Origin of the sequence: Vibrio marinisediminis (genome assembly GCF_014050145.1) — a bacterium.
Taxonomy (GTDB): Bacteria; Pseudomonadota; Gammaproteobacteria; order Enterobacterales; family Vibrionaceae; genus Vibrio; species Vibrio marinisediminis.
The window spans coordinates 35,980-58,731 of the sequence record NZ_JACFYF010000014.1 but is presented as its reverse complement, the minus strand read 5'-3'; the positions used below and the strand labels follow the sequence as shown (position 1 = coordinate 58,731).

The following is a 22,752-nucleotide window of genomic DNA, read 5'->3' as shown; positions in this document are numbered from 1 at the left end:
CTCTGCCCTATCAGACATGAGTTTGCTGAAAATATCGCAGCTATTTCACAAAAACAAAGATTCCACATTTAACGTTACATGCTGAGCGATATAAAAAAACCGCGAATCAATCGCGGCTTTTTGTTAACAGCTATAAATATTAGCCCTTATAGATTTTCGGGTTAAATACATCTCTTAACCAATCACCCAGTAGGTTGATCACTAATACTAAGGTAACCAGTACCACACCAGGGAAAGCGGTAATCCACCATGCACCAGAGAAGATGTAGTTAAAGCCGATACTGATCAGTGCGCCCAATGATGGCTGGTCGACTGGCAAACCTAAACCTAGGAAGGAAAGTGCCGCCTCTGACATAATGGCGTTTGCCACCTGAACCGTCGAGATAACCAAAATTGGCGACAAGCAGTTAGGCAGAATATGGCGGAACATTATGCGTGGCGCTTTAAAGCCCATCACTCGCGCGGCTTCTACATACTCTTTTTTCTTTTCAGCTAATACCGATGCGCGAATTGTACGTGCGTATTGCGGCCACTCTGCAATACCAATGATCACCACCAGCATCACCACCGCATATTGGCTGTAGAACTCGCTACCAAAACTGGCTTTGAAAATTGCTGAGACAATAATCGCTACCATCATGGTCGAGAACGAAAGCTGTACGTCAGCAAAACGCATCAAGAAGCTATCAATTCGACCACCAAAGTAGCCTGCCGACAAACCAATCACGATACCTAAGATAAGCTGCAAGCCCACCGCTAAGAAACCAATGGTGAGAGACAGTCGAGAGCCATAAAGAATGGTCGATAAAATATCACGCCCTTGCTCATCCGTTCCAAGCACAAAGCGCTCTTCACCGTCTTCCATCCATGATGGCGGAAGCTCGGAGTCCATAATGTCGATAGAACTCAGATCATAAGGGTCTGTTGGCGAGATAATTGGCGCAGCTAACGCCAATAATAGAAACACCATAAAGATGGCAAAGCTGACCATCGCCACTTTGTCACGCAAGAAATAATACAGAAAATCAGATTGTTTAAAACGCTCCCAACGAGAAGGAGCAGCTGCTGTTTGGCTCATGGTTATGCTCCTTTACCAGTTAAGTCTACGGTTGGGTTAATCAATCCATACAAAAGATCGACAATGGTATTGGTCACCACGAAAATTAAACCGACAAAAATAACGTAAGCGGTAATCAACGGAGTATCAACTCGGTTAATTGCCTCTAGGAACAAAAAGCCCATCCCCGGCCATTGGAATACTGTTTCAGTCAAAATGGTGTACGCCACCATAGTACCGATTTGCACCCCACCAACGGTTAGCACTGGCAGCATGGTGTTCTTAAGTGCATGTTGATAATAGATTTTCTTTAAGCTCAATCCTTTCGCTTTAGCAAACTTAATGTACTCCGAGCTTAATACTTCCAGCATTTCAGAGCGCACCAAACGGATAAACAGCGGTAACATGATTGACGCCAGAGAAATACAAGGCAAAACCAAATGAGCTAAGCCATCTAAGGTAAAGTAACCTGATTCCCAACCTAGCCAATTTGCCGTATCACCTCGCCCATATGAGGGTAGCCAACCTAGTTCTATCGAGAAGACGTACATCAGCATTATCGCGGTTAAGAACACCGGTATAGAAATACCGACGCTACTCATCGCCATCACCACTTTGGTAAAAAAGCTTTTGGGATGAATCGCGGAATAAACACCGAGAGGAATAGACAACACAACAATAATCACGGCGGCGCCAAAAACTAACTCTAACGTTGGCACCAATTTGTCCAGAATAACTTCTGCTGCTGGACGTTTGAAAAAGTAAGATGTACCTAAATCACCTTGCAGCGCATTGCCTACAAAGCGGGTGTATTTTGTAATGAAGGGATCGTTCAAGCCGAGCTCGTCACGTAAGGCTTGGCGTTCTGATTCAGAAACAGACTGCCCAACAAGCTCACGTAGCGGATCACCCAAGTTATCTTGAATGGCAAACGCCACTAAACTGATCACAAACATCACTATCAGTGCCTGAAACAGGCGCTTGACCAGAAACGAAAACATTCCTTGCCCCTTTAACTATCCATAGAAATCTAAATGCGGGTTCAATGCATATAGAGAATCAGCCTTGATCTAGGTGCCTAACCCGACTGATACAAAGTTAGGCACCGAGGGAATCAACCGCGAGGGTTCATTCTTACTGACTAAACAAGCTTACTTAACCACTAGGTCGCCAAAGTAAGGGAAGTTCATACCGTTAACGATAGGACCAATTTCCACATTACCTTTCGCAGCCCATGATGGGTCTTGCCAGTGTAGAGGAACAAACGCCGCTTCATCGTACAGTGTCGCTTCCACTTGTTTCAGCATCTGACCACGTTTAACTAGGTCTGTTTCCGTGTTTGAGTCATTTACAAGCTTGTCGATTGCAGGGTTAGAGTAACCACCACAGTTGTACTGACCTTTACCAGTCGCGGCATCACGCGTCATGGTTAGGAACTCTGTAAAGTTACCTGAATCCTCTGTATCTGGGTGCCAGCCGATCATCAACATATCTGCTGCACACTTATCAAATTCAGGCCAGTACTGTGCTTTAGGCATGGTTTTAAGATCAACTTTAATACCAATTTTAGACAGCATTGCCGCAGAAGCTTGTGCAATCTTGTCATCGTTCACATAACGGTTGTTTGGTGCCATCATGGTCAACGTAAAGCCATCTTCATAGCCCGCTTCTTTCATTAGCTGTTTAGCTTTCTTAAGATCGTAACGCGGTTTTAGCTCTTCATTGTAACCAGCATAACCCACAGGGCTTTGCTGAGATGCCGGTGTAGCAGCACCCTTCATGATTTTCTTAACAATACCTTCGTTGTTGATCGCATGAACAATTGCTTGGCGAACTCGCACATCTTTCAGTGCTGGGTTGCTGTTTTGGTTCATCTGGAAGGTAATGACTCGTGTGCCCGGCATAGTGTACAAATCAACATCACTGGCACTTTTGATACGCTTGTAATCATTTGGTGAAACAGGCGCAATCATATCTACATCACCAGAAAGTAAAGCTGCTACTCGTGTTGCATCTTCTTTGATTGGTACTAGAGTGATTTTATCTACGTTACCTGCGTCTTTATCCCAGTAATCAGCAAAACGCTCAAACTCAACCTTTACACCTTGCTCGCGCGAAGTAATGATGAATGGACCTGTACCTGAAACGTTAGTCGATGCATACGAGTTACCGTGCTTAACAAGCTCAGCCTTATCTTTGCCATCTTCTGTCTTACCTGAGTAGAACTTACTGTCCATTGGGAAGATGTAAGTGGCAACGTTTTCAATCAGTGGGTAAGTACCATCAGTTTTAATTTCAAACGTGTAGTCGTCTACTTTTGTCAGTGATACTAGTGGAGCAAAGATACCTTTGAAATCTGGTGAGCTTTTTAGGCGCTCAAATGTCCAAACTACGTCGTCAGCAGTTAGCGCATTACCAGAATGGAATTTCACACCTTCACGCAGTTTAAAACGCATTGTTTCGTTATCGATACGCTCCCAAGATTCCGCTAGGCGCGGCTCAAATTTCATTTCTTGAGTAAAACGAATCAGTGGATCAAACACCATGTGCGACATTTGCAGTGTACCGCCTGATAGCTGCTCATGCGGATCAAGCGACACTGGGTCTGCATCATAAGCAACGGTAATATCAGCTGCGGCTGCACTAAAACTTAAGCCAGCGGCCATCAAAGCGACTGCGATTTTGCTCTTCATGGTTTTCATTGCATAACTCCTTCATGCGGGAATTCAATCCCTCGTTGTTGTGTTTGCATCTGTCAGAGGCTAAGAATCCTTAGCAGCTCATGACTTAGACTGTTTTTACTTCTTCTCTTAAACCGGTAAATTCCGGCATTAATGAAATCAAATGTTGGCTGTACTCATGCTGTGGGTTAGTAAACAACTGCTCTGTCGGAGCGACTTCAAGCAGTTTCCCCATTTGCATCACTCCCACCCGATCACACATCTGGCGAATTACTGGCAAATCATGACTGATAAACAACATGGTGAGGTTCAACTCATCTTGCAGGTCTTTAAGTAGATTCAGAATTTGCGCTTGAACCGATACATCCAGTGCTGAAGTTGGTTCATCACAAATTAGTAGACGTGGGCGCGTAGCTAATGCACGCGCTATCGAAATACGTTGGCGTTGACCACCAGAAAATTCATGTGGGTACTTAAGACCGGCCATAACGCCCAAACCAACATGATCCAGAAGATCGTTAACGATCTGTCGCGTTTCTGTTTCATTGCGCGTAAGTTTATGAAAACGTATAGGTTCTGCGATAATATCGAATACCTTCATACGCGGATTCATTGATGTGTAAGGGTTTTGGAAGACCATCTGCATCTGACGACGCATTGGTCGACGTTCTTTTTCAGAAGTTAACGCCGTGAGGTCGATGCCCTCAAAAGTGACTCGTCCTGAGTTTGGTTGATACAAACCAGCAATAACTCGAGCAATGGTTGATTTACCTGAACCCGACTCACCCACCAATCCGAAAGTTTCACCTTCCAATACCTCAAAGCTGACATCGTTAGAGGCTTGTACATACTCACGACGACTTTCGAACAGCGAATCCTTAGTAACAAAGCGCAGATTAACGTTTTCGACCTGCAACAGTGCTCCTTGGTAATCACGCTGATCTTGGCTTTGTCCTAACCAGTGATTTTTAATATCAAGCGGCTTAAGCTCTGATGCCTCTTCGATATAGCTCACCAAAGGAAAGCGGTCTAGCTTCATGTCTGAACGTGGTACCGCTGAAATTAAACTGCGTGTGTAAGAGTGATCCGGGTCACCCAGCACCTTTTTAGTTGGACCAAATTCAACTAAGTCACCACGGTACATAACCGCCACTCGATCCGTTACATTAGACACCACACCCATATCGTGCGTCACCAACATACAGCCAACGTTATTCTTAACGCATAACTCACGAATTAGGCTCAATATTTGATCTTGGATGGAAACGTCTAGTGCGGTGGTCGGTTCATCAGCAATAATAAGATCAGGTTCACCAGCAAGTGCGATTGCAATCACCACACGTTGGCGCATACCACCGGAAAACTGATGAGGGAATTGCTTGAGTCGGTTCTCAGGCTGAGGGATTCCCACTTGCTCCATCAAAGAGAGCGAACGCTGATAAGCCTCCTCATCCGACACCTTCATATTAGCGTGGATGGTCTCTTTTAATTGATGCTCAACAGTAAAAAGAGGATTGAGCGATGTCATTGGGTCTTGAAAAATAAACCCAATTTTTGATCCGCGAACTTTACGCATCTGTTGCGGTGAAAGACCGGAAATTTTTTCTCCATCAAGAAAAACTTCCCCGCCAGCAATCGTACCCGGAGGGCTAAGCAAGTCGATCACGGCATTACCTACCGTAGACTTACCCGCGCCAGATTCACCCACAACACCCACAATTTCGCCACGTTCAATATTGAACGATAGTGATTTCACCGCCGCAAGAACCCCATGTCGAGATGGGTATTCAATACGAAGATTTTTAACTTCTAAAAGTGACATTACCAGACCTCTACTGCTTCGGCAGCTCCCTGCCCTGTCTGAAAAATTGATTCCATTCAAATACCAGTATGCTGTTCTGGTAGTTACAAGCCTCTCAATTTGGCAAATATTTCACAGAAATGCAACAAAGGCAGGATAAAAAGTTGTCTTTGGTCAAATTTCAAGCAACTAATAAACCAAATAATGAATAAATATTTAGGAACACAGTTGTTTAATCCACTAAAACCACTGCTATTACTCACTCATAAAAAATCGTCATGCATAAAAAGGCACAGGCTTGCATTAACAAAAACCATACATAAGCCCGCTCATACTGTAAAAAACAGATTAAGATTTAACTCAATGGATAGAATGTGGCATTAAAAACCAAATTATCACCCCGATACAGAGGTAAGACCTGATTAAATTAACGCCATAACGCAGAATTAAAATTCGATTGAAATCGATTCATTTAAAAGAACGACGACTAATTAGATTAGGCAATGAAAATGGCTGCTACATTTACCACGAAAGAAGCGAGCTAAAAAAAGCATGTTGGAAGGATGAAGGCGGTGAAGGGGTTAATAACGACGGAGCGAAATGAATACATTTTCAGTCGGTCGACTCTCTTATCAGATCTTTTGAATCGCTCTAAGTTTTAAAAATCATTCAAACGACAGACGTAAAAAAGCCCCAGTCTTTCGACTGGGGCTTAGTGTAGTGGTCGGTGAAGAGGGATTCGAACCCCCGACCCTCTGGTCCCAAACCAGATGCGCTACCAAGCTGCGCTATTCACCGACTTAAGTTTTTCCTCGATTTTCATCAAGAAAGGGAGCAAAAGCTACCTGAATAATGGGGTGGCTAACGAGGCTTGAACTCGCGACAACCGGAATCACAATCCGGGACTCTACCAACTGAGCTATAGCCACCACAATTTGTGTTGTTTATTGCTTAATTAAAGCCACAAACAAAATAGTGGTCGGTGAAGAGGGATTCGAACCCCCGACCCTCTGGTCCCAAACCAGATGCGCTACCAAGCTGCGCTATTCACCGACTTAAGTTTTTCCTCGATTTTCATCAAGAAAGGGAGCAAAAGCTACCTGAATAATGGGGTGGCTAACGAGGCTTGAACTCGCGACAACCGGAATCACAATCCGGGACTCTACCAACTGAGCTATAGCCACCACTAAATTTTTTACCGATATAACTTCCGGGGTTATGGTACGCCCGAAAGGATTCGAACCTTCGACCTTTGGCTCCGGAGGCCAACGCTCTATCCAACTGAGCTACGGGCGCATGCCCTATCGGCGGAGTGGAATAATACGGATATCACACTATTGCGTCTAGTACTTTTTCAACTTTTTTTACCGTTTGGCGCCTTTTTCAGCAATATAGCTCAAATAAAAGTCTATCTCCGATGTGATGTACCCCCGCTCGTTGGGAAGTTATTGTTTATTGCAACAACTTATCGAGATATAATCACCCACTGTTTACATTGATTTAACAGCAAAAATGCTCGTTTATCAAATGACACTCTAATTAAAAGGTAAGCACCAACTTACCCTCAGGAATGTATAGTGAGTTTAATGGATATGTCTCGAAAAATCTTAACCGCTTTGATCGCTGCAGCAACATTTTCTAGCGCTACTTTTGCAGCAAGTGTAAGCCAAGAAGAATATGATGCTATTGCAGAAAGGATTAAACCTGTCGGTGATGTGTACCTAGCAGGTGCTGAACCTGTTGTTGTTGAACCAACAGGACCACGTGATGGTGCCACGGTTTACGGCACTTTCTGTACCGCTTGTCACTCTACTGGTGTGAGTGGTGCGCCAAAAACAGGTAATGCTGATGATTGGGCTCCACGTATCGCTCAAGGCAGAGATGTGCTGAACGACCATGCGATTACTGGCTTCAATGCAATGCCAGCTAAAGGCTCTTGTATGGACTGTTCAGATGATGAAATCGTTGCTGCGATTGATCATATGATTGAAGGTCTGTAATCGAGAAAACAAAAAGGCTTGGATCCACCAAGCCTTTTTTATTTCTGCACTACTTTTTATTAAACATTGCCCTTATGTTGGCAATGTGTGCTTGTCCCTTTGCCATTCGCTCTTCTTGCGTTACTGGCTTTTTCGTTTGTTCCCATTCCACATCATCAAAGGGTAGCTCGTCTAAGAAGCGACTTTGCGTTGGCTTGAGCAGCTCACCATACTGGCGGCGCTCGCGACACATAGTAAAGCTGAGCTCTTTCTGTGCACGGGTAATACCCACGTACATAAGACGGCGCTCTTCTTCAACATTATCTTCATCAATACTGGTTTGATGCGGCAAAATGCCCTCTTCGGTACCAATCAGATAAACATAAGGGAATTCCAATCCTTTCGAGGCATGCAGCGTCATCAATTGCACCGCATCGCTATCTTCCTCTTCTTCACCACGTTCCATCATGTCACGCAATGTTAAGCGCTGAACCACTTCCTTTAGCGTCTTCTCTTCTTGGTCGTAGTTATCACCCTCTAAATCAGCCACAATCCAAGAATAGAGGTCAGACACGTTCTTCATCCGCATTTCAGCCGCTTTCGGGCTAGAAGAGGTTTCGTATAGCCAATCCTCGTAATGAATATCACGCACCAGTGAACGCACAGCCTCCACGGTATTGCCACGTTCTGCTTGATCGGCGATCGCCACCAACCAAGCCGTAAAACGGCGCAATGTTTCTAAGCCTCGCCCCGTTAAATGTTGCTCTAGCCCCATTTCAAAGCTGGCTTCAAATAAGCTCTTACCGCGCATGTTGGCGTAACTACCCAGCTTCTCAAGAGTCACAGGACCAATCTCGCGCTTTGGTGTGTTCACAATGCGTAGAAATGCGTTGTCGTCATCTGGGTTCACCAACACCTTTAGGTACGCCATGATGTCTTTTATTTCTGCACGCGCAAAAAATGAGGTACCACCCGAAATCTTATAAGGCACTCGGTTTTGCATCAGTGATTTTTCAATTAAACGAGATTGGTGGTTACCACGATACAAAATCGCGTAATCACGATATCCGGTTCGATTAAGGAATTTATGGGCAATGATTTCACCCGTCACCCGCTCGGCCTCATGCTCTTCGTTTTTCGCCAGCAGCACTTTGAGTTTTTCACCGTCAGGCAATTCTGAAAACAGCGCTTTCTCATACACGTGTGGATTATTAGCAATCAAAATATTGGCACAGCGCAAAATACGATTGGTCGAGCGATAATTCTGCTCAAGCTTGATCAGCTTTAGGTTTGGATAATCTTCGCCCAACAACACCAAGTTCTGCGGTTTTGCCCCACGCCATGAGTAAATAGACTGGTCATCGTCACCCACCACGGTAAAGCGTGAGCGCTCACCAACTAATAGGCGCACTAATTCGTATTGGCTGGTATTGGTATCTTGATACTCATCCACCAGCAAGTAACGAATCTTGTTTTGCCAGCGCTGGCGCACTTCTTCGTTGCCACGTAATAGCAATACGGGCATTAAAATAAGGTCATCAAAATCAAGCGCGTTATAGGCGCGCATTTGTTTTTGGTACATCTCAAAACAAAACGCAAATAACTGTTGTTGCTCACCCTGAGCGCGCGCTAACGCCTCATCAGGCGTTAGCATGTCGTTTTTCCAATTAGAAATGCTACTCAACAATTGGCGCAGTAGATCTTTATCACCATCGATCTGCTTTTCAGTTAACTCTTTAAGCAAAGCCATTTGGTCTTGGTCATCAAACAAGGAAAAACCAGACTTCAAGCCAAGATGTTTGTGTTCGCGTTTGATGATATTCAAGCCGAGGGTATGAAACGTGGAAACCGTCAAACCTTTCGATTCTTGTTTACCCAGTGTTTGCCCGACACGCTCTTTCATCTCTCTGGCGGCTTTGTTGGTAAAGGTTAACGCGGCAATATTGCGAGCCTTGTAACCACACTGCTGAACCAAATAAGCAATCTTGTTAGTAATCACTCGCGTCTTGCCTGAGCCAGCACCCGCAAGCACTAGGCATGGGCCTGACACATACTTCACCGCTTGATCTTGTCCGGGGTTCAGCTTCATGGTGGTCTCATCCAGAAAATTTAATGGCGCCTATAATAATGGTGCAACAGTGCGATTGCTAATATTTAAATCTAGCTTCTTTCAATCGCGGTCATATGGCGACTGAAGGATATTTTGACAAGTTTTTTACTCAACAACTGCAATACTCTATTGAACTATTGCTCGTGTTTTAGTCTATAATGAATGAACGTTCATTCATTGGTGGTTTCATTTAATGGCCAATAAATTAAGCGTAGATAAAAAGCAGCAAATTCTCAGCGCCGCAGAAACAGTCATTGCGGAGTCGGGTTTTCATGGCTTATCCATGCAGAAAGTCGCCAAACAAGCTGGTGTCGCTGCAGGGACCATCTACTGTTACTTTTCTGACAAAGAGCATCTTCTTGCAGAGGTTCGCCTAAATGTCACACAACGTATCGCCGATGCGGTACAAGCTGACGTGACGGGCAATGAGCCTCTTAAAGCTCGTTATCGCAAAATGTGGTTAAACACTTGGAATTTAGCGGTGTCCAACAAAAACGCCCTGAGCAACCGAGTGCAATATGATTCACTGCCTTGCACTACTGATATCGAGATTCGTGCACAAGAAAAGCTGAAGTTTTTTCAGGTGCAGAAGCTGTTCAATGATGGCAAAGCGCAAGGGGTATTCAAACCTATTGCAAATGAAGTGTTGTCAGGTCTGACATTTGAAGCATGCGTAGCGATTGCTAGAAAGCATGCGTTAGGGTTTTACCAACTGGATAATGAGGCGATTGAAGCCGCTATCAATGCCAGTTGGGATGCAGTAATTAATCACTAACTTGGAGTTCTAATAAGAATGAAAAAGTGGACTTTCTTCATGATTGTCATCGTCTTGCTACTGTTTGGTAGCGTGATCGGTTTCAATCTATTCAAGCAACAGAAGATTGCTGAATACTTAGCCAACCGCCCCGAGCCGGAATTTCCAGTCACAGTGACCGAAGTTAAACCCGTTGATTGGGTACCCGTGATTGAAGCCATCGGTTTCATCGAGCCAAATCAAGGGGTAACGGTAGCTAACGAAACCAGTGGCGTGATTGACCATATTAGCTTCGAGTCAGGTACTCAAGTTGAAGAAGGTCAACCTTTAGTCAATCTTGATTCCGAAGTAGAAAAAGCAAACTTAAAAAGTGCGCAAGCTAAGTTGCCAGCAGCTCAAGCAAAATACAAACGCTACCAAGGTCTATACAAGAAAGGCTCTATCTCGAAAGAGGCTTATGACGAATCTGGTGCGAACTATTTCTCTCTACGAGCAGATATTGAAAGCTTGAAAGCCGCTATCGACCGTCGTGAAATCAAAGCGCCATTTGCGGGCGTAATTGGTATTCGTAATGTTTATCTTGGTCAATACCTACAAGCAGGTACGGATATTGTACGTTTAGAAGACACCACGGTAATGCGCCTGCGCTTTACTGTGCCACAAACCGATATCTCACGAATCAAGCTGAAACAGCAAGTGGAAATCTTCGTTGACTCTTATCCTGAAGCGCCATTTAAAGGTTCAATTTCTGCAATTGAACCCGCAGTCAACGTACAAAGTGGTCTTATCCAAGTTCAAGCCGATATTCCAAACAGTGACGGTAAGTTACGCAGCGGTATGTTTGCGCGCGCGAACATTGTTCTGCCTAAGTTGGTCGACCAAGTCACCTTGCCTCAAACCGCAATTACTTACACGCTATACGGCGATAACGTCTACATCTTAACTGAACAAGATGGCGAGCAGCGTGTGCAACAACACGTGGTGAAAGTGGGTGAACGTGTCGCTGATATCGCACACATCCTTGAGGGCGTAAAACCTGGTGATGTTGTCGTGACGACTGGTCAAGTACGTTTGAGTAATGGTGCGAAAGTACGCGTGGTTGAAAGCGACGCAACAACACCACCTGCTGAAACACCAATGCTGTAATTGGAGGCTTCATGCGCTTTACTGATGTTTTTATTAAGCGTCCAGTTTTAGCGGTATCGATCAGCTTTTTGATTGCGTTGCTTGGCTTCCAAGCCGTATTCAAGATGCAAGTCCGAGAATACCCTGAAATGACGAACACTGTAGTAACGGTTTCGACCAGTTACTACGGCGCCAGTGCCGATTTGATCCAAGGTTTTATTACTCAGCCATTGGAACAAGCCGTCGCACAGGCAGATAACATTGATTATATGACTTCTCAATCTGTGCTGGGTAAATCCACCATCACAGTCAACATGAAGTTAAACACTGACCCTAATGCAGCCTTGTCAGATATTCTGGCGAAGACTAACTCGGTGCGTTCTCAGCTTCCTAAAGAAGCCGAAGATCCAACCGTAACGATGTCGACTGGCTCCACAACGGCGGTACTTTATATCGGCTTTACCAGTGATGAGCTCTCTTCTAGCCAAATCACTGATTACCTAGAGCGTGTAATCAACCCTCAGCTATTCACCGTTAATGGCGTTTCTAAAGTCGACCTTTACGGTGGCTTGAAATACGCCCTGCGTATTTGGCTTGACCCTGCCAAAATGGGCGCGCTGAAAATGACCGCAACTGATGTGATGGGCGTGCTTAATGCCAACAACTATCAGTCAGCAACCGGTCAGGCTATCGGTGAATTCGTCCTGTACAACGGCAGTGCCGATACTCAGGTCTCTAATGTTGAAGAACTGACCAATCTGGTGGTGAAGTCTGATGAAGGTGAAATCATTCGCTTAGGTGATATTGCCAAGGTCACACTAGAAAAAAGCCACGATGTATACCGCGCAAGCGCGAATGGTCAGGAAGCTGTCGTTGCCGCAATTAACGCAGCACCAAGTGCCAACCCAATCAACATTGCTGCTGATGTGTTAGAGCTGCTGCCTCAACTTGAGCGTAACTTGCCTAGCACCATCAAAATGAATGTGATGTATGACTCCACGATTGCGATCAACGAATCTATCCACGAGGTTGTTAAAACCATCGTCGAAGCGGCGCTTATCGTACTTGTGGTAATTACACTGTTCTTAGGCTCTTTCCGCGCGGTAATCATCCCTATTGTTACTATCCCGCTGTCACTAATTGGTGTGGCAATGGTGATGCAGGCAATGGGCTTCTCGTGGAACTTGATGACGCTACTCGCCATGGTACTTGCCATTGGTTTGGTGGTGGATGATGCGATCGTTGTTCTAGAAAACGTCGACCGACATATCAAGCTGGGTGAGTCCCCATTCCGCGCCGCCATTATTGGTACGCGTGAAATTGCCGTACCTGTTATCGCAATGACGCTAACGCTGGGTGCGGTATATGCACCAATCGCACTGATGGGTGGTATTACTGGTTCGCTATTTAAAGAGTTTGCTTTAACACTAGCAGGGGCGGTATTTGTTTCCGGTATTGTGGCATTAACCTTGTCGCCAATGATGTGTTCGAAAATGCTCAAAGCTCATGAAGAGCCAAGTAAGTTTGAACAAAAAGTGCATCAAATTCTTGATGGCATGACCAATCGCTACGCGAAGATGCTGAAATCAGTCATGGCACATCGTCCAGTCATCTTGATGTTTGCTGTGATTGTATTTGCTACGCTGCCTATTCTGTTTAAGTTCATTCCAAGTGAATTGGCACCGTCAGAAGATAAAGGTGTTGTCATGCTGATGGGTACTGCCCCATCAACAGCAAACCTCGATTACATGCAAAACACCATGAACGATGTAAACAAGATTCTGTCTGATCAGCCAGAAGTTGCGTTTGCCCAAGTATTTACTGGTGTTCCTAACTCGAACCAAGCCTTTGGTATTGCATCAATGGTGCCTTGGAGCGAGCGTGAAGCGAGCCAAGCTGAAGTGGCAAACCGCGTTGGTGGTCTAGTGGCAAATGTACCTGGGATGGCTGTGACGGCATTCCAGATGCCAGAACTACCGGGTGCCGGTTCTGGCTTACCAATTCAGTTTGTTATCACAACACCAAATGCATTCGAAAGCCTATTTGCGATTGCAACTGAAGTACTAACGGAAGTGAAATCGAGCCCGATGTTTGTCTACTCAGATCTGGATCTAAACTACGATTCAGCAACGATGAAGATCAACATCGACAAAGACAAAGCCGGTGCCTACGGCGTAACTATGCAAGATATTGGTATTACGCTAAGTACGATGATGGCGGATGGTTATGTTAACCGTATCGACCTTAATGGTCGTTCATACGAGGTAATTCCTCAGGTTGAACGTAAGTATCGTCTAAACCCTGAATCGATGAAAAACTACTACGTACGTGCAGCGAATGGTAATGCTGTACCACTTGGCAGCTTGATTACCATCGATGTTGTGGCAGAGCCTCGCTCACTGCCTCACTTTAACCAGCTCAACTCTGCAACTGTCGGCGCTGTACCTTCACCAGGCACGGCGATGGGTGATGCGATTACATGGTTTGAAGATCTGGCGAGCAACACACTACCAACAGGCTACAACCATGACTACATGGGCGAAGCTCGTCAGTATGTGACGGAAGGTAGCGCACTATACGCAACCTTTGGTTTGGCTCTGGCCATCATCTTCTTAGTACTAGCGATTCAGTTTGAATCCGTCAAAGACCCGGTTGTTATCATGGTTTCGGTACCGCTGGCGATTTGTGGTGCCTTAATCGCACTCGCATGGGGTGCGGCGACCATGAACATCTACTCGCAAGTTGGTCTGATTACCTTGGTCGGTTTGATCACCAAGCACGGTATCTTGATTTGTGAAGTCGCTAAAGAAGAACAGCTACACAACAAGCTCAATCGAATGGATGCGGTCATGGAAGCTGCCAAAGTGCGTCTACGCCCTATCCTAATGACGACGGCTGCGATGATTGCGGGTCTGATTCCATTGATGTACGCAACTGGTGCAGGTGCTGCTCAGCGCTTTAGTATCGGTATTGTAATCGTGGCAGGTCTTGCGATTGGTACGCTATTCACGCTGTTTGTACTGCCTGTAATCTACAGCTACTTGGCAGAGAAACATAAGCCTCTACCTGTGTTTGTCGAAGACAAAGATCTGGAAAAGCTCGCGCGAGTTGATGAAGCGAAAGCGGCTTGCCGTGAGCTCGCTAAGAAAAGCTAAGCGTTGACGTAAATAAAGTCGCATTGGTTGTATCAGTAATAAAGGTCACTTCGGTGACCTTTTTCTTTGCTATGAATCGATGATAAGCACAGCGCAAAAAGTCGCTTTTTTGCGCTATAACTAGCGACTTTTACCCTGCAATTACATAGAATGAGGCCAAAGATACAGGAGTGTTAACACCATGTTTGACCCAAAGAAATTAGAGCAAATTGCTAAACAAATTCACGAGTCAATGCCTCAACCAGTGAAAGACCTAGGTGCAGACGTTGACCAAAAAGTTCGCCAAGTAATCCAAGGCCAGCTAAATAAACTTGATGTTGTAAGCCGCGAAGAGTTTGATGTGCAAACTCAAGTATTGCTGCGCACTCGTCAAAAACTGACTGAAATGGAAAAGAAACTGGCTGATCTAGAAGCGAAACTAGCAGACAAATAATTTCTCAATACGCCCTCACGACAGCGCGTATTACCGATAAAGAAAAAGGCTTACCCCAATTGGAGTAAGCCTTTTGTTTTTGTTGTATTTACTTTTTTGTATTTATTAACCCCAGTCTATCTAGAGTTCTTTTCTTTCAGCCTATTTCTAGACTCAATCTCCATCCCATAAAACGATTATCTCGCAGGAATAGGGAAATCAATTTAGGATGATGCCTAAATTTCAATGCTATAAAGATTAAGGTCTCGCAGGGATAGAGCAATAAATTCTAGGATGATGCACACAGTTTACGCTAGTAAATGCGTACATCAGACAACGAAGTTATTCTCTAGCACAATGAGATTAGTCACCTACGGCGATGTGCTTCATATCCGTCATATACCCACGTAGCTCTTCACCAATGTATTCCACTGGGTGGTTACGAATCGCATCATTCACTTCGATTAGACGCTGGTTATCAACTTGATTTGAAGTCTCACCTAGACCTTTACCTATCACATCGGTATTCACTGCTGGCATGAATTTCTCACGCAATAGCGGTGTCGCTACGTTAGCAAATAGGTAGTTACCATATTCTGCGGTATCTGAGATTACTACGTTCATTTCATATAGACGCTTACGAGCAACTGTATTCGCAATTAGTGGTAGTTCATGCAGTGATTCATAGTACGCTGACTCATCAACGATGCCTGATGCTGTCATTGCTTCAAACGCTAGCTCAACACCCGCACGAACCATGGCAATCATTAGAATGCCGTTGTCGAAATACTCTTGCTCTGAGATCTGAGCATCGGTGGTTGGGTAGTTTTCAAATGCCGTTTCGCCAGTTTCTGCTCGCCAACCTAGTAGGTTTACGTCATCATTTGCCCAGTCAGCCATCATGGTGCTTGAGAACTCACCTTGAATGATGTCATCCATGTGCTTGTTGTACAGTGGGCGCATCAGATCTTTTAGCTCTTCAGACAGGTCAAACGCTTTGATTTTTGCTGGGTTAGACAGGCGATCCATCATATGAGTGATGCCACCAAACTTAAGCGCTTCTGTTACGGTTTCCCAACCAAATTGTAGCAACTTACCGGCATAACCTGGGTCAATACCTTCTGCAACCATCTTCTCGTAACATACGATAGAGCCCGCTTGTAGCATGCCACATAGGATAGTTTGCTCACCCATTAGGTCAGACTTCACTTCAGCAACAAATGAAGATTCTAGACAACCTGCGCGATGACCACCGGTTGCTGCCGCCCATGCTTTCGCGATATCCCAACCCTCACCTTTTGGATCGTTCTCTGGGTGTACAGCGATAAGCGTTGGTACACCAAAGCCACGTTTGTATTCTTCACGAACTTCTGTGCCAGGACATTTAGGGGCAACCATCACTACGGTTAGATCTTTACGAACTTGCATGCCTTCTTCAACAATATTGAAGCCATGTGAGTAACCCAGTGCCGCGCCTTGCTTCATTAGTGGCATTACCGTCTCAACTACATTGGTATGCTGCTTATCTGGCGTTAGGTTTACCACTAGATCCGCTTGAGGAATCAGTGTTTCGTAGCTGCCCACTTCAAAACCATTTTCTTTGGCGTTTTTGTACGACTGACGCTGTTCATCAATCGCCGCCTGGCGTAGTGCATAGGCTACGTCTAAGCCAGAATCACGCATGTTTAGACCTTGGTTAAGACCTTGAGCACCACAACCAACAATGACTACTTTCTTTCCTTTTAGGTAGTCTGCTTCTGTTGCAAACTCACTACGATCCATAAAACGACAGCGACCTAGTTGGTCTAACTGCTCACGCAAATTTAGGGTATTGAAATAGTTAGCCATTGTGGGCTCTCCTTTAAGAAATATGTCCATGTGGTCGATAGGTTTATCTATCGAATGAATTGATACTAAAACAGACAGTGAATTGCTTAAAGTGATATATTCACAATTAGTTATTGCAAAAAATGCAACATGGATGTTACCTGATATGAACATTAAGAGCCTGCAACTCTTCATTCATTTATGTGAGAGTAAGAACTTTGCCAAGACGGCAGAAGCGATGCACATCAGCCCTTCAGCACTGAGCCGGCAGATACAAAAACTAGAACAAGAGACCGGGCAAAATCTTTTACTACGCGACAACCGCAGTGTCGAATTGACCCCCGCAGGTAAAAAGCTGCTACCTGTTGCCTTGACGATTCTGAATGAATGGCAAAACTACCATGCCCAATTTGCTGGCTCTGATAACGAGCTCAAAGGTGAAATTCGACTGTTTTGTTCCGTTACGGCTAGCTATAGCCACCTACCCGAACTTATCTCCGAGTTTCGTCTGCAACACCCATTCATTGAATTTAAACTCTCCACTGGCGATCCTGCGCAAGCGATTGAAAAAATACTCCATGATGATGCGGATATCGCCATTGCCGCCATGCCAGATCAACTCCCTTCACGAATTGAGTTTGAAACCATCAGCGAAATTCCACTTTCGGTGATAGCCCCATCAGGGGTGAGCAATTTTGCTCAAGAGCTACAAAATGAAAAACCAAACTGGAACCTGATCCCTTTTATTGTTCCAGAAGCTGGCACGGCGCGTGAGCGCGCTAATACTTGGTTTAAAGCCATGAAGATTAAGCCAAACATTTATGCGCAGGTATCAGGGCATGAAGCTATCGTGAGTATGGTAGCGCTAGGCTGCGGAGTAGGTATCGCCCCGGATGTGGTGATCAACAACAGCCCTGTACGAGATAAGATTGAACGGCTTAAAGTCGCGCCGATTGCACCATTTGAACTCGGTGTCTGTTGTAAGCGCTCGCAGTTAGATAACCCATTAGTACAAGCGTTGTGGAAAGTCGCACAAGAAAAATACATTACGCTCTAATTTCTGCGCTGAAAAAGCAAAAGCCACGCAAGTGGCGTGGCTTTTTAAAACGGTGGCGACAAATCAAATCAAATCAAAAACGATTAGATCACGCGAGAGAACTGCTGTTGGCGCGCACGATCACGTAGGTATTTATCAAAACACATACAGATATTACGGATCAGCAAGCGACCACGTAATGTCACGCGAATCTCACTCTCATCCACTTCAACCAACTCATCATTAATGAAGGTTTGCAGCAACTCTAAATCTTGAGAGAAGTATTGATTGAAGTTAAGTTTAAATTCGCGCTCGATAAACAGCTTGTCTAATTTAAAGTTACAAATCAGCTGTTTAATCACTTCACGGCGAATCAAATCATCACGATCTAATGACACACCTTTCCACAAAGCATGGCGCTGCTCGTTCACTTGCGCGTAATATTTTTTCAGCTCTTTTTGGTTCTGCGCGTAAGCATCACCAATCATAGAAATTGCTGAAACACCAAAGCCAACCAAATCACACTCGCCTTGAGTGGTGTAGCCTTGGAAGTTACGGTGCAAAATACCGTTGCGCTGCGCTACCGCTAACTCATCATCAGGAAGTGCAAAGTGGTCCATACCAATGAATTGATAGCCCGCTCCCGTTAGGGTATTAATAGTTTGCTGTAAGATTGCCATCTTTTCAGATGCTTGCGGTAAGTCTTCATCTTTGATTTTACGCTGCGCAGCAAACAACTGCGGCATATGCGCGTAATTAAATACCGATAAACGACCCGGTTGCATCTCTAATACTTGCTTTAAAGTCTCAGCAAATGAGTGTTGCGTTTGTTTTGGCAAACCGTAAATCAAGTCTAGGTTTGTCGAACGGAAACCCAGTTCCTTGGCACGTTGTACCATAGCAATAATGAAATCTTCATCTTGCTCACGGTTAACCAGTAGCTGAACTTCTTTATTGAAATCTTGTACACCAATACTGAGACGGTTAAAGCCTTCACTACGCAAGTGATCAAGCACATCCAACTCAATTTCGCGTGGGTCGACTTCAATACTAATTTCTGCGGTTTCTTCAAAATCAAACTCACCACGTAGAATTGCCATCACACGGCTGATTTGTGCTTTTGAAAGGAAGGTCGGCGTACCACCACCAAAGTGCAGTTGAGTCACTCGTCGCTCTTGTAACAAGCTCGCACGAGTACGAATTTCCAGTTCCAGTGCATCCAAATACTCATCCGCTTTATGTGCGTGACGAGTGATCACTTTGTTGCAGCCGCAGTAGTAGCAAAGCTTGTGACAAAATGGGATATGGATATACAAAGAAAGCGGTCTATCCGGGTAAGACGTGCATGCCATATCAAAGTCCGCAACCGTAAAGGCTTCATGGAACTCTAATGCAGTAGGGTAAGATGTGTAACGTGGACCAGAATAGTTATATTTATCCAGAACCGTTTGATCCCACTCAATTTGTTGGCTTGCTACGACTTGCTGCGACATGTTGGTCTTTCCATTTCTTGACTGAAAAGTCATGGTTACATTAACGGGCTATTTTGCCATAGCCTCTCGGTTGAGAAACTAAAGCATACCGTTTTTTGAGTACAAATACTCAGAACTGATAAATCGATCACTCACCCTAAAGTGTAAGTGATCGAGACTCGGTTATCTGACTTAGTTTGGCTGAGCGCCTAAAGCATTTGGATATTGATTTGATTGTTGAGTGGCTGCACTTGTTTTTGCAGCACTTTTAGCTCTTCTACAATCAGTTCTTGCAGACGCGACTCTGTTTTATGACGGGTTAAATTTTGTTGCATGCGTTCTTGTTTCGGTAGCGCTTGGCGGTCTTCGCCTCGCGCCATATCTTTCACCACATGGTACAGCTCTGCGATCGCAGGATACTTTTCATCAAAGTCGATACGATCATCACCCTGAACATAATCCATGATGCAGTAAACACGAATGCTGATTTCAGATAAATCACACTGGCCTTGAATACCAGCTAAGCAGAGGGTGTTTACATTCTCATAAATGTTCGCGTTACGCTTTTCAATCGCCAGTTGCTGATGTCTAAGCTGCAATTCCTTTTGCTTCTTCAACTGAAGAAGAAGGTAACCTGCGTAGGAAGCTAAGCCGAGAATAATAATTCCACCAGCAATGGCTAACAAGGTTACATTCATATCTTACTGTTATCCTTTAAATTGGTTGATATCGAAAGATTCGAACTGAGACAACAAATCTTCATCTGAAGATTGTTTCTTCTCTGCTTTAGTCGGTGCAGAGTATTCCTCTTGTTCTTGATACTCATCCACTTCTAGCTCTTCTTCATAAAGACCTAATTGCTTCATCAGTACTTCGATACGCGCTAATTTTTCATCAACGTATTTCTGCAGACCTGAACCTAGGTTTTCACCCTCGTCAATACGGTCTAGCAGTACGTTAAGTTGCGCGTCGTTTTCTAGCATCTCTAGCTCTTTTTCAGCACTGATGCGACGCTCTACTTTCGTTGGCTTCTTAACAGCTTCAACGATCAGCGGAATTTTCTTCTTGCTGCCTAAGCGTGGGTCACGGTTTTGTGATGCCTTTTGCTCTTTCTGCGATTTCACTTCCGCATTGCGAGAACCGGTTTTCAAACCTTTACGCTTTTTATCTCTTTTAAGCTGACGACCATCAACATCTGACTGTGTACGGTTGCGAACAACGATAACGTCGGCAGCGCCGCCGCCTGATCTACTTTTCTTGCTACGACTCATTACTGGGTTTTCCTCAGTAAAATTATATCTTTTCCTACAAATTCTAGTTCGAGCTTATCCCGCTCTGCCAAGTACTCAAACGTCGCATGACTAAAAAAGATCACATGAGTGAGATCGTTTTTATAATGCCAAGTTGCAAACGCTTCAACATCGATAACCATCTTGGTCATAACACCAAGCCAGCCACCGGGCTTAACTAAATTCAACCATTGCTGCCACACCTTATCAGGTTGGTATAGGTGCTCTATCACTTCTGTGGCAGTAACGAAGTCATACTGCTCATCTAATACCGACGTTTCTGGATGATAATAGATGTCATATAACTTCATAGCGTGACCCTGCTCTTGCAACATTAACGACAATGTTGGTCCGGGACCACAGCCAAAATCTAACCCTTGAGAGTTTGGTGCTACACGTAGACAGATAGGGTCTGCCATTCGTGATAAAAAGCGTCGATAACCGACATCACTAGGATCGTTTTCATGCAAATCATAGTGTGCTTTTTCTGCCTTCGCATCTAAGCGTTGCTCGGGATTTACAAACACCAAGGCACAATTCGAACACTCTAAATACTGTCGGTGCTTGTCTTCAAAGTAATGATGGGTGTGATTGCTTTGGCAAAGCGGACAGTAGTGCATCGATGTATCCTCTTACAGGGGATGCGAAACATACCAGAAACTGCTCTTAGAGTGGAGTACTATTGTGCAAATAATCATCAAATTTGTAAAATTAGATATAAAAAAAGCGATAGATTGACTATCGCTTTCTAAATGCCATGAAGGCTAAACTGGGTTGTGCAAAAAATGCACTCCAAATTTCCATTTGTTTTTCGAGCTATCCATGCCAAAAAGGTGTTGTTTGTCATCATCCTAATGAATTTTAACTTTCCATCTACATCCTGTAGTTAGGCTAATCCTTAGCCCGCTCCTTGCCGTGTCTATACCTTCAGACCAGTTAACCATCCATATTTATGTAAGCTTCCTGCTTACCATCAGTCCATTACCATCAACCAAGTAATCCTTACCTGCATCCATGGAGACTATCCTAGTCTATTGTCCTGAACCACATCGTGTGGATGTAGATACTTTACTGCTTAAGGCTTTATGCACAACATCTTCAACTAAAAAAATACGACTAAATAACACACACAACATTAAGATGTTGTTTTTAAAATAATTTACATCTAAGCACTCGTTAATAGCTGGCGAAAGAATGGCGAATGTCTCACAAAGAGCAGAGCAAGATAGGAGAAGTGGGCGAACTAGCAGGTGTGATTTAAATCACATTAAGTAGTGGCAAACAAAAAGCCATGTCTAGGACATGGCTTTGAGAGTTTGACTGGAAGATAAGAGTTTAGTGAAGACCACCAACATACTTAGACAGTACATCAATATCTTCATCCGTTAGCTTCTTGGCAACATCACGCATCATTTCGTTCATGTCGTTGCCACGATTACCGTCTCTGAATTTCTCTAGCTGAAGCTTAATGTAATCAGCATGCTGACCAGAGATTTTAGGGAATCCAGATAACTCAGTACCGTTACCACGCGGACCATGACAGGCAATACAAGCGGTTAATCCACGCTGCGCATCACCGGCGGCATAAAGCGCTTTGCCTTGCTCTACAACATCTTCAGGTGTTGTATTAGGAGCAAGTGGTAATGAAGCGTAGTAGGCTGCTAGATCTGCCATATCTTGTTCATTCAGCGGCATTGCCATACCGCTCATAACAGGGTCATAACGACCTTGTTTACCACCACTCGTCATTCCGAGTTTTAGGTCTTTCAGCTGCTTCTCTATATACTTCGCGTGCTGACCAGCCAGTGAAGGATACATTCCAAGTAAACTGTTGCCGTCCGCTCCATGACACGCAACACAAGTTTGAGATTTCGCTTTACCAGCTTCTATGCTGCCTTGGGCCCATACGGAGCAGCTGGCCAAAAGACTCACAATTAGCACTAATTTCTTCATGACATTCCATTATAATTATCAAGCTTCCAGTACCACTCTGCATTGCCACTCATGGTACAATAGGCGACCTCATGCCGAGTACGGTTATTTTACACAAATTC

Annotated in this window: 17 protein-coding genes and 5 tRNA genes; 6 read left to right on the top strand and 16 right to left on the bottom strand. The window is 44.5% G+C overall.

The window, feature by feature from the left end; translation table 11 throughout:
• Nucleotides 1-139 precede the first annotated feature (139 nt).
• The 9 genes from H2O73_RS17150 to H2O73_RS17110 all read right to left on the bottom strand — a co-directional run bounded on the left by H2O73_RS17150 (nucleotide 140) and on the right by H2O73_RS17110 (nucleotide 6,835).
• A complete protein-coding gene (locus H2O73_RS17150) occupies nucleotides 140-1,078 on the bottom strand; it encodes an ABC transporter permease (protein ID WP_182110152.1) in 939 nt (312 codons plus the stop codon).
• Between the two features lie 2 nt (nucleotides 1,079-1,080).
• A complete protein-coding gene (locus H2O73_RS17145) occupies nucleotides 1,081-2,058 on the bottom strand; it encodes an ABC transporter permease (RefSeq protein ID WP_182110151.1) in 978 nt (325 codons plus the stop codon).
• Between the two features lie 150 nt (nucleotides 2,059-2,208).
• Entirely contained in the window at nucleotides 2,209-3,759 is a 1,551-nt protein-coding gene (locus tag H2O73_RS17140) for an ABC transporter substrate-binding protein (protein ID WP_182110150.1), read from the bottom strand.
• Nucleotides 3,760-3,844: 85 nt separating this feature from the next.
• Entirely contained in the window at nucleotides 3,845-5,560 is a 1,716-nt protein-coding gene (locus tag H2O73_RS17135) for a dipeptide ABC transporter ATP-binding protein (protein WP_182110149.1), read from the bottom strand.
• Nucleotides 5,561-6,260: 700 nt separating this feature from the next.
• A tRNA-Pro gene (locus H2O73_RS17130) sits at nucleotides 6,261-6,337 on the bottom strand.
• A gap of 55 nt (nucleotides 6,338-6,392) precedes the next feature.
• Nucleotides 6,393-6,468: transfer RNA gene (locus H2O73_RS17125), tRNA-His, on the bottom strand.
• Between the two features lie 47 nt (nucleotides 6,469-6,515).
• A tRNA-Pro gene (locus H2O73_RS17120) sits at nucleotides 6,516-6,592 on the bottom strand.
• A gap of 55 nt (nucleotides 6,593-6,647) precedes the next feature.
• Nucleotides 6,648-6,723, bottom strand: a tRNA-His gene (locus tag H2O73_RS17115).
• Between the two features lie 35 nt (nucleotides 6,724-6,758).
• Nucleotides 6,759-6,835 (bottom strand) — tRNA-Arg (locus H2O73_RS17110).
• Nucleotides 6,836-7,125: 290 nt separating this feature from the next.
• On the opposite strand from H2O73_RS17110, the gene H2O73_RS17105 reads away from it, so the two are divergent.
• A complete protein-coding gene (locus H2O73_RS17105; RefSeq protein WP_182110175.1) occupies nucleotides 7,126-7,539 on the top strand; it encodes a c-type cytochrome in 414 nt (137 codons plus the stop codon).
• 49 nt (nucleotides 7,540-7,588) lie between these two features.
• Here H2O73_RS17105 and rep read toward each other — a convergent pair whose 3' ends face one another.
• The gene (gene rep, locus H2O73_RS17100; protein WP_182110148.1) at nucleotides 7,589-9,607 is read right to left on the bottom strand and encodes a DNA helicase Rep; all 2,019 of its coding nucleotides are present in this window, start codon (nucleotides 9,605-9,607) and stop codon (nucleotides 7,589-7,591) included.
• A gap of 214 nt (nucleotides 9,608-9,821) precedes the next feature.
• Between rep and H2O73_RS17095 the strand changes: the two genes are divergently transcribed.
• The 4 genes from H2O73_RS17095 to ubiK all read left to right on the top strand — a co-directional run bounded on the left by H2O73_RS17095 (nucleotide 9,822) and on the right by ubiK (nucleotide 15,095).
• Nucleotides 9,822-10,403, top strand: coding sequence for a TetR/AcrR family transcriptional regulator (locus tag H2O73_RS17095; RefSeq protein WP_182110147.1), 582 nt, complete (start codon nucleotides 9,822-9,824; stop codon nucleotides 10,401-10,403).
• A gap of 18 nt (nucleotides 10,404-10,421) precedes the next feature.
• Nucleotides 10,422-11,528, top strand: coding sequence for an efflux RND transporter periplasmic adaptor subunit (locus H2O73_RS17090; RefSeq protein WP_182110146.1), 1,107 nt, complete (start codon nucleotides 10,422-10,424; stop codon nucleotides 11,526-11,528).
• A gap of 11 nt (nucleotides 11,529-11,539) precedes the next feature.
• Nucleotides 11,540-14,662: a multidrug efflux RND transporter permease subunit gene (locus tag H2O73_RS17085; protein WP_182110145.1), complete on the top strand. Its 3,123-nt coding sequence runs from the start codon at nucleotides 11,540-11,542 to the stop codon at nucleotides 14,660-14,662.
• A gap of 181 nt (nucleotides 14,663-14,843) precedes the next feature.
• Nucleotides 14,844-15,095 carry a ubiquinone biosynthesis accessory factor UbiK gene (gene ubiK / locus H2O73_RS17080; protein ID WP_075647726.1) on the top strand — a complete coding sequence of 84 codons (252 nt, stop codon included), beginning with the start codon at nucleotides 14,844-14,846 and terminating at the stop codon, nucleotides 15,093-15,095.
• Between the two features lie 342 nt (nucleotides 15,096-15,437).
• On the opposite strand, the gene ilvC is transcribed toward ubiK, so the two are convergent.
• Nucleotides 15,438-16,922, bottom strand: a complete 1,485-nt coding sequence (gene ilvC / locus H2O73_RS17075) for a ketol-acid reductoisomerase (RefSeq protein WP_182110144.1) — start codon at nucleotides 16,920-16,922, stop codon at nucleotides 15,438-15,440.
• 145 nt (nucleotides 16,923-17,067) lie between these two features.
• Between ilvC and ilvY the strand changes: the two genes are divergently transcribed.
• Complete coding sequence (gene ilvY / locus H2O73_RS17070; protein ID WP_182110143.1) at nucleotides 17,068-17,958, top strand: HTH-type transcriptional activator IlvY; 891 nt, start codon at nucleotides 17,068-17,070, stop codon at nucleotides 17,956-17,958.
• A gap of 83 nt (nucleotides 17,959-18,041) precedes the next feature.
• Here ilvY and hemN read toward each other — a convergent pair whose 3' ends face one another.
• From hemN to H2O73_RS17045, 5 genes are all read right to left on the bottom strand, one after another.
• Nucleotides 18,042-19,430, bottom strand: a complete 1,389-nt coding sequence (gene hemN, locus H2O73_RS17065; protein WP_182110142.1) for an oxygen-independent coproporphyrinogen III oxidase — start codon at nucleotides 19,428-19,430, stop codon at nucleotides 18,042-18,044.
• A gap of 188 nt (nucleotides 19,431-19,618) precedes the next feature.
• Nucleotides 19,619-20,107: a DUF2489 domain-containing protein gene (locus H2O73_RS17060; protein ID WP_182110141.1), complete on the bottom strand. Its 489-nt coding sequence runs from the start codon at nucleotides 20,105-20,107 to the stop codon at nucleotides 19,619-19,621.
• A 9-nt stretch (nucleotides 20,108-20,116) separates the two neighbouring features.
• Nucleotides 20,117-20,680 (bottom strand): Der GTPase-activating protein YihI, encoded by a 564-nt coding sequence (gene yihI / locus H2O73_RS17055; protein WP_182110140.1) that lies wholly within the window; start codon nucleotides 20,678-20,680, stop codon nucleotides 20,117-20,119.
• Nucleotides 20,680-21,318 (bottom strand): class I SAM-dependent methyltransferase, encoded by a 639-nt coding sequence (locus H2O73_RS17050; protein WP_182110139.1) that lies wholly within the window; start codon nucleotides 21,316-21,318, stop codon nucleotides 20,680-20,682. The genes yihI and H2O73_RS17050 overlap by 1 nt, the downstream gene beginning before the upstream one ends.
• Nucleotides 21,319-22,033: 715 nt before the next feature.
• Entirely contained in the window at nucleotides 22,034-22,651 is a 618-nt protein-coding gene (locus tag H2O73_RS17045) for a c-type cytochrome (RefSeq protein ID WP_182110138.1), read from the bottom strand.
• Between the last annotated feature and the right edge of the window lie 101 nt (nucleotides 22,652-22,752).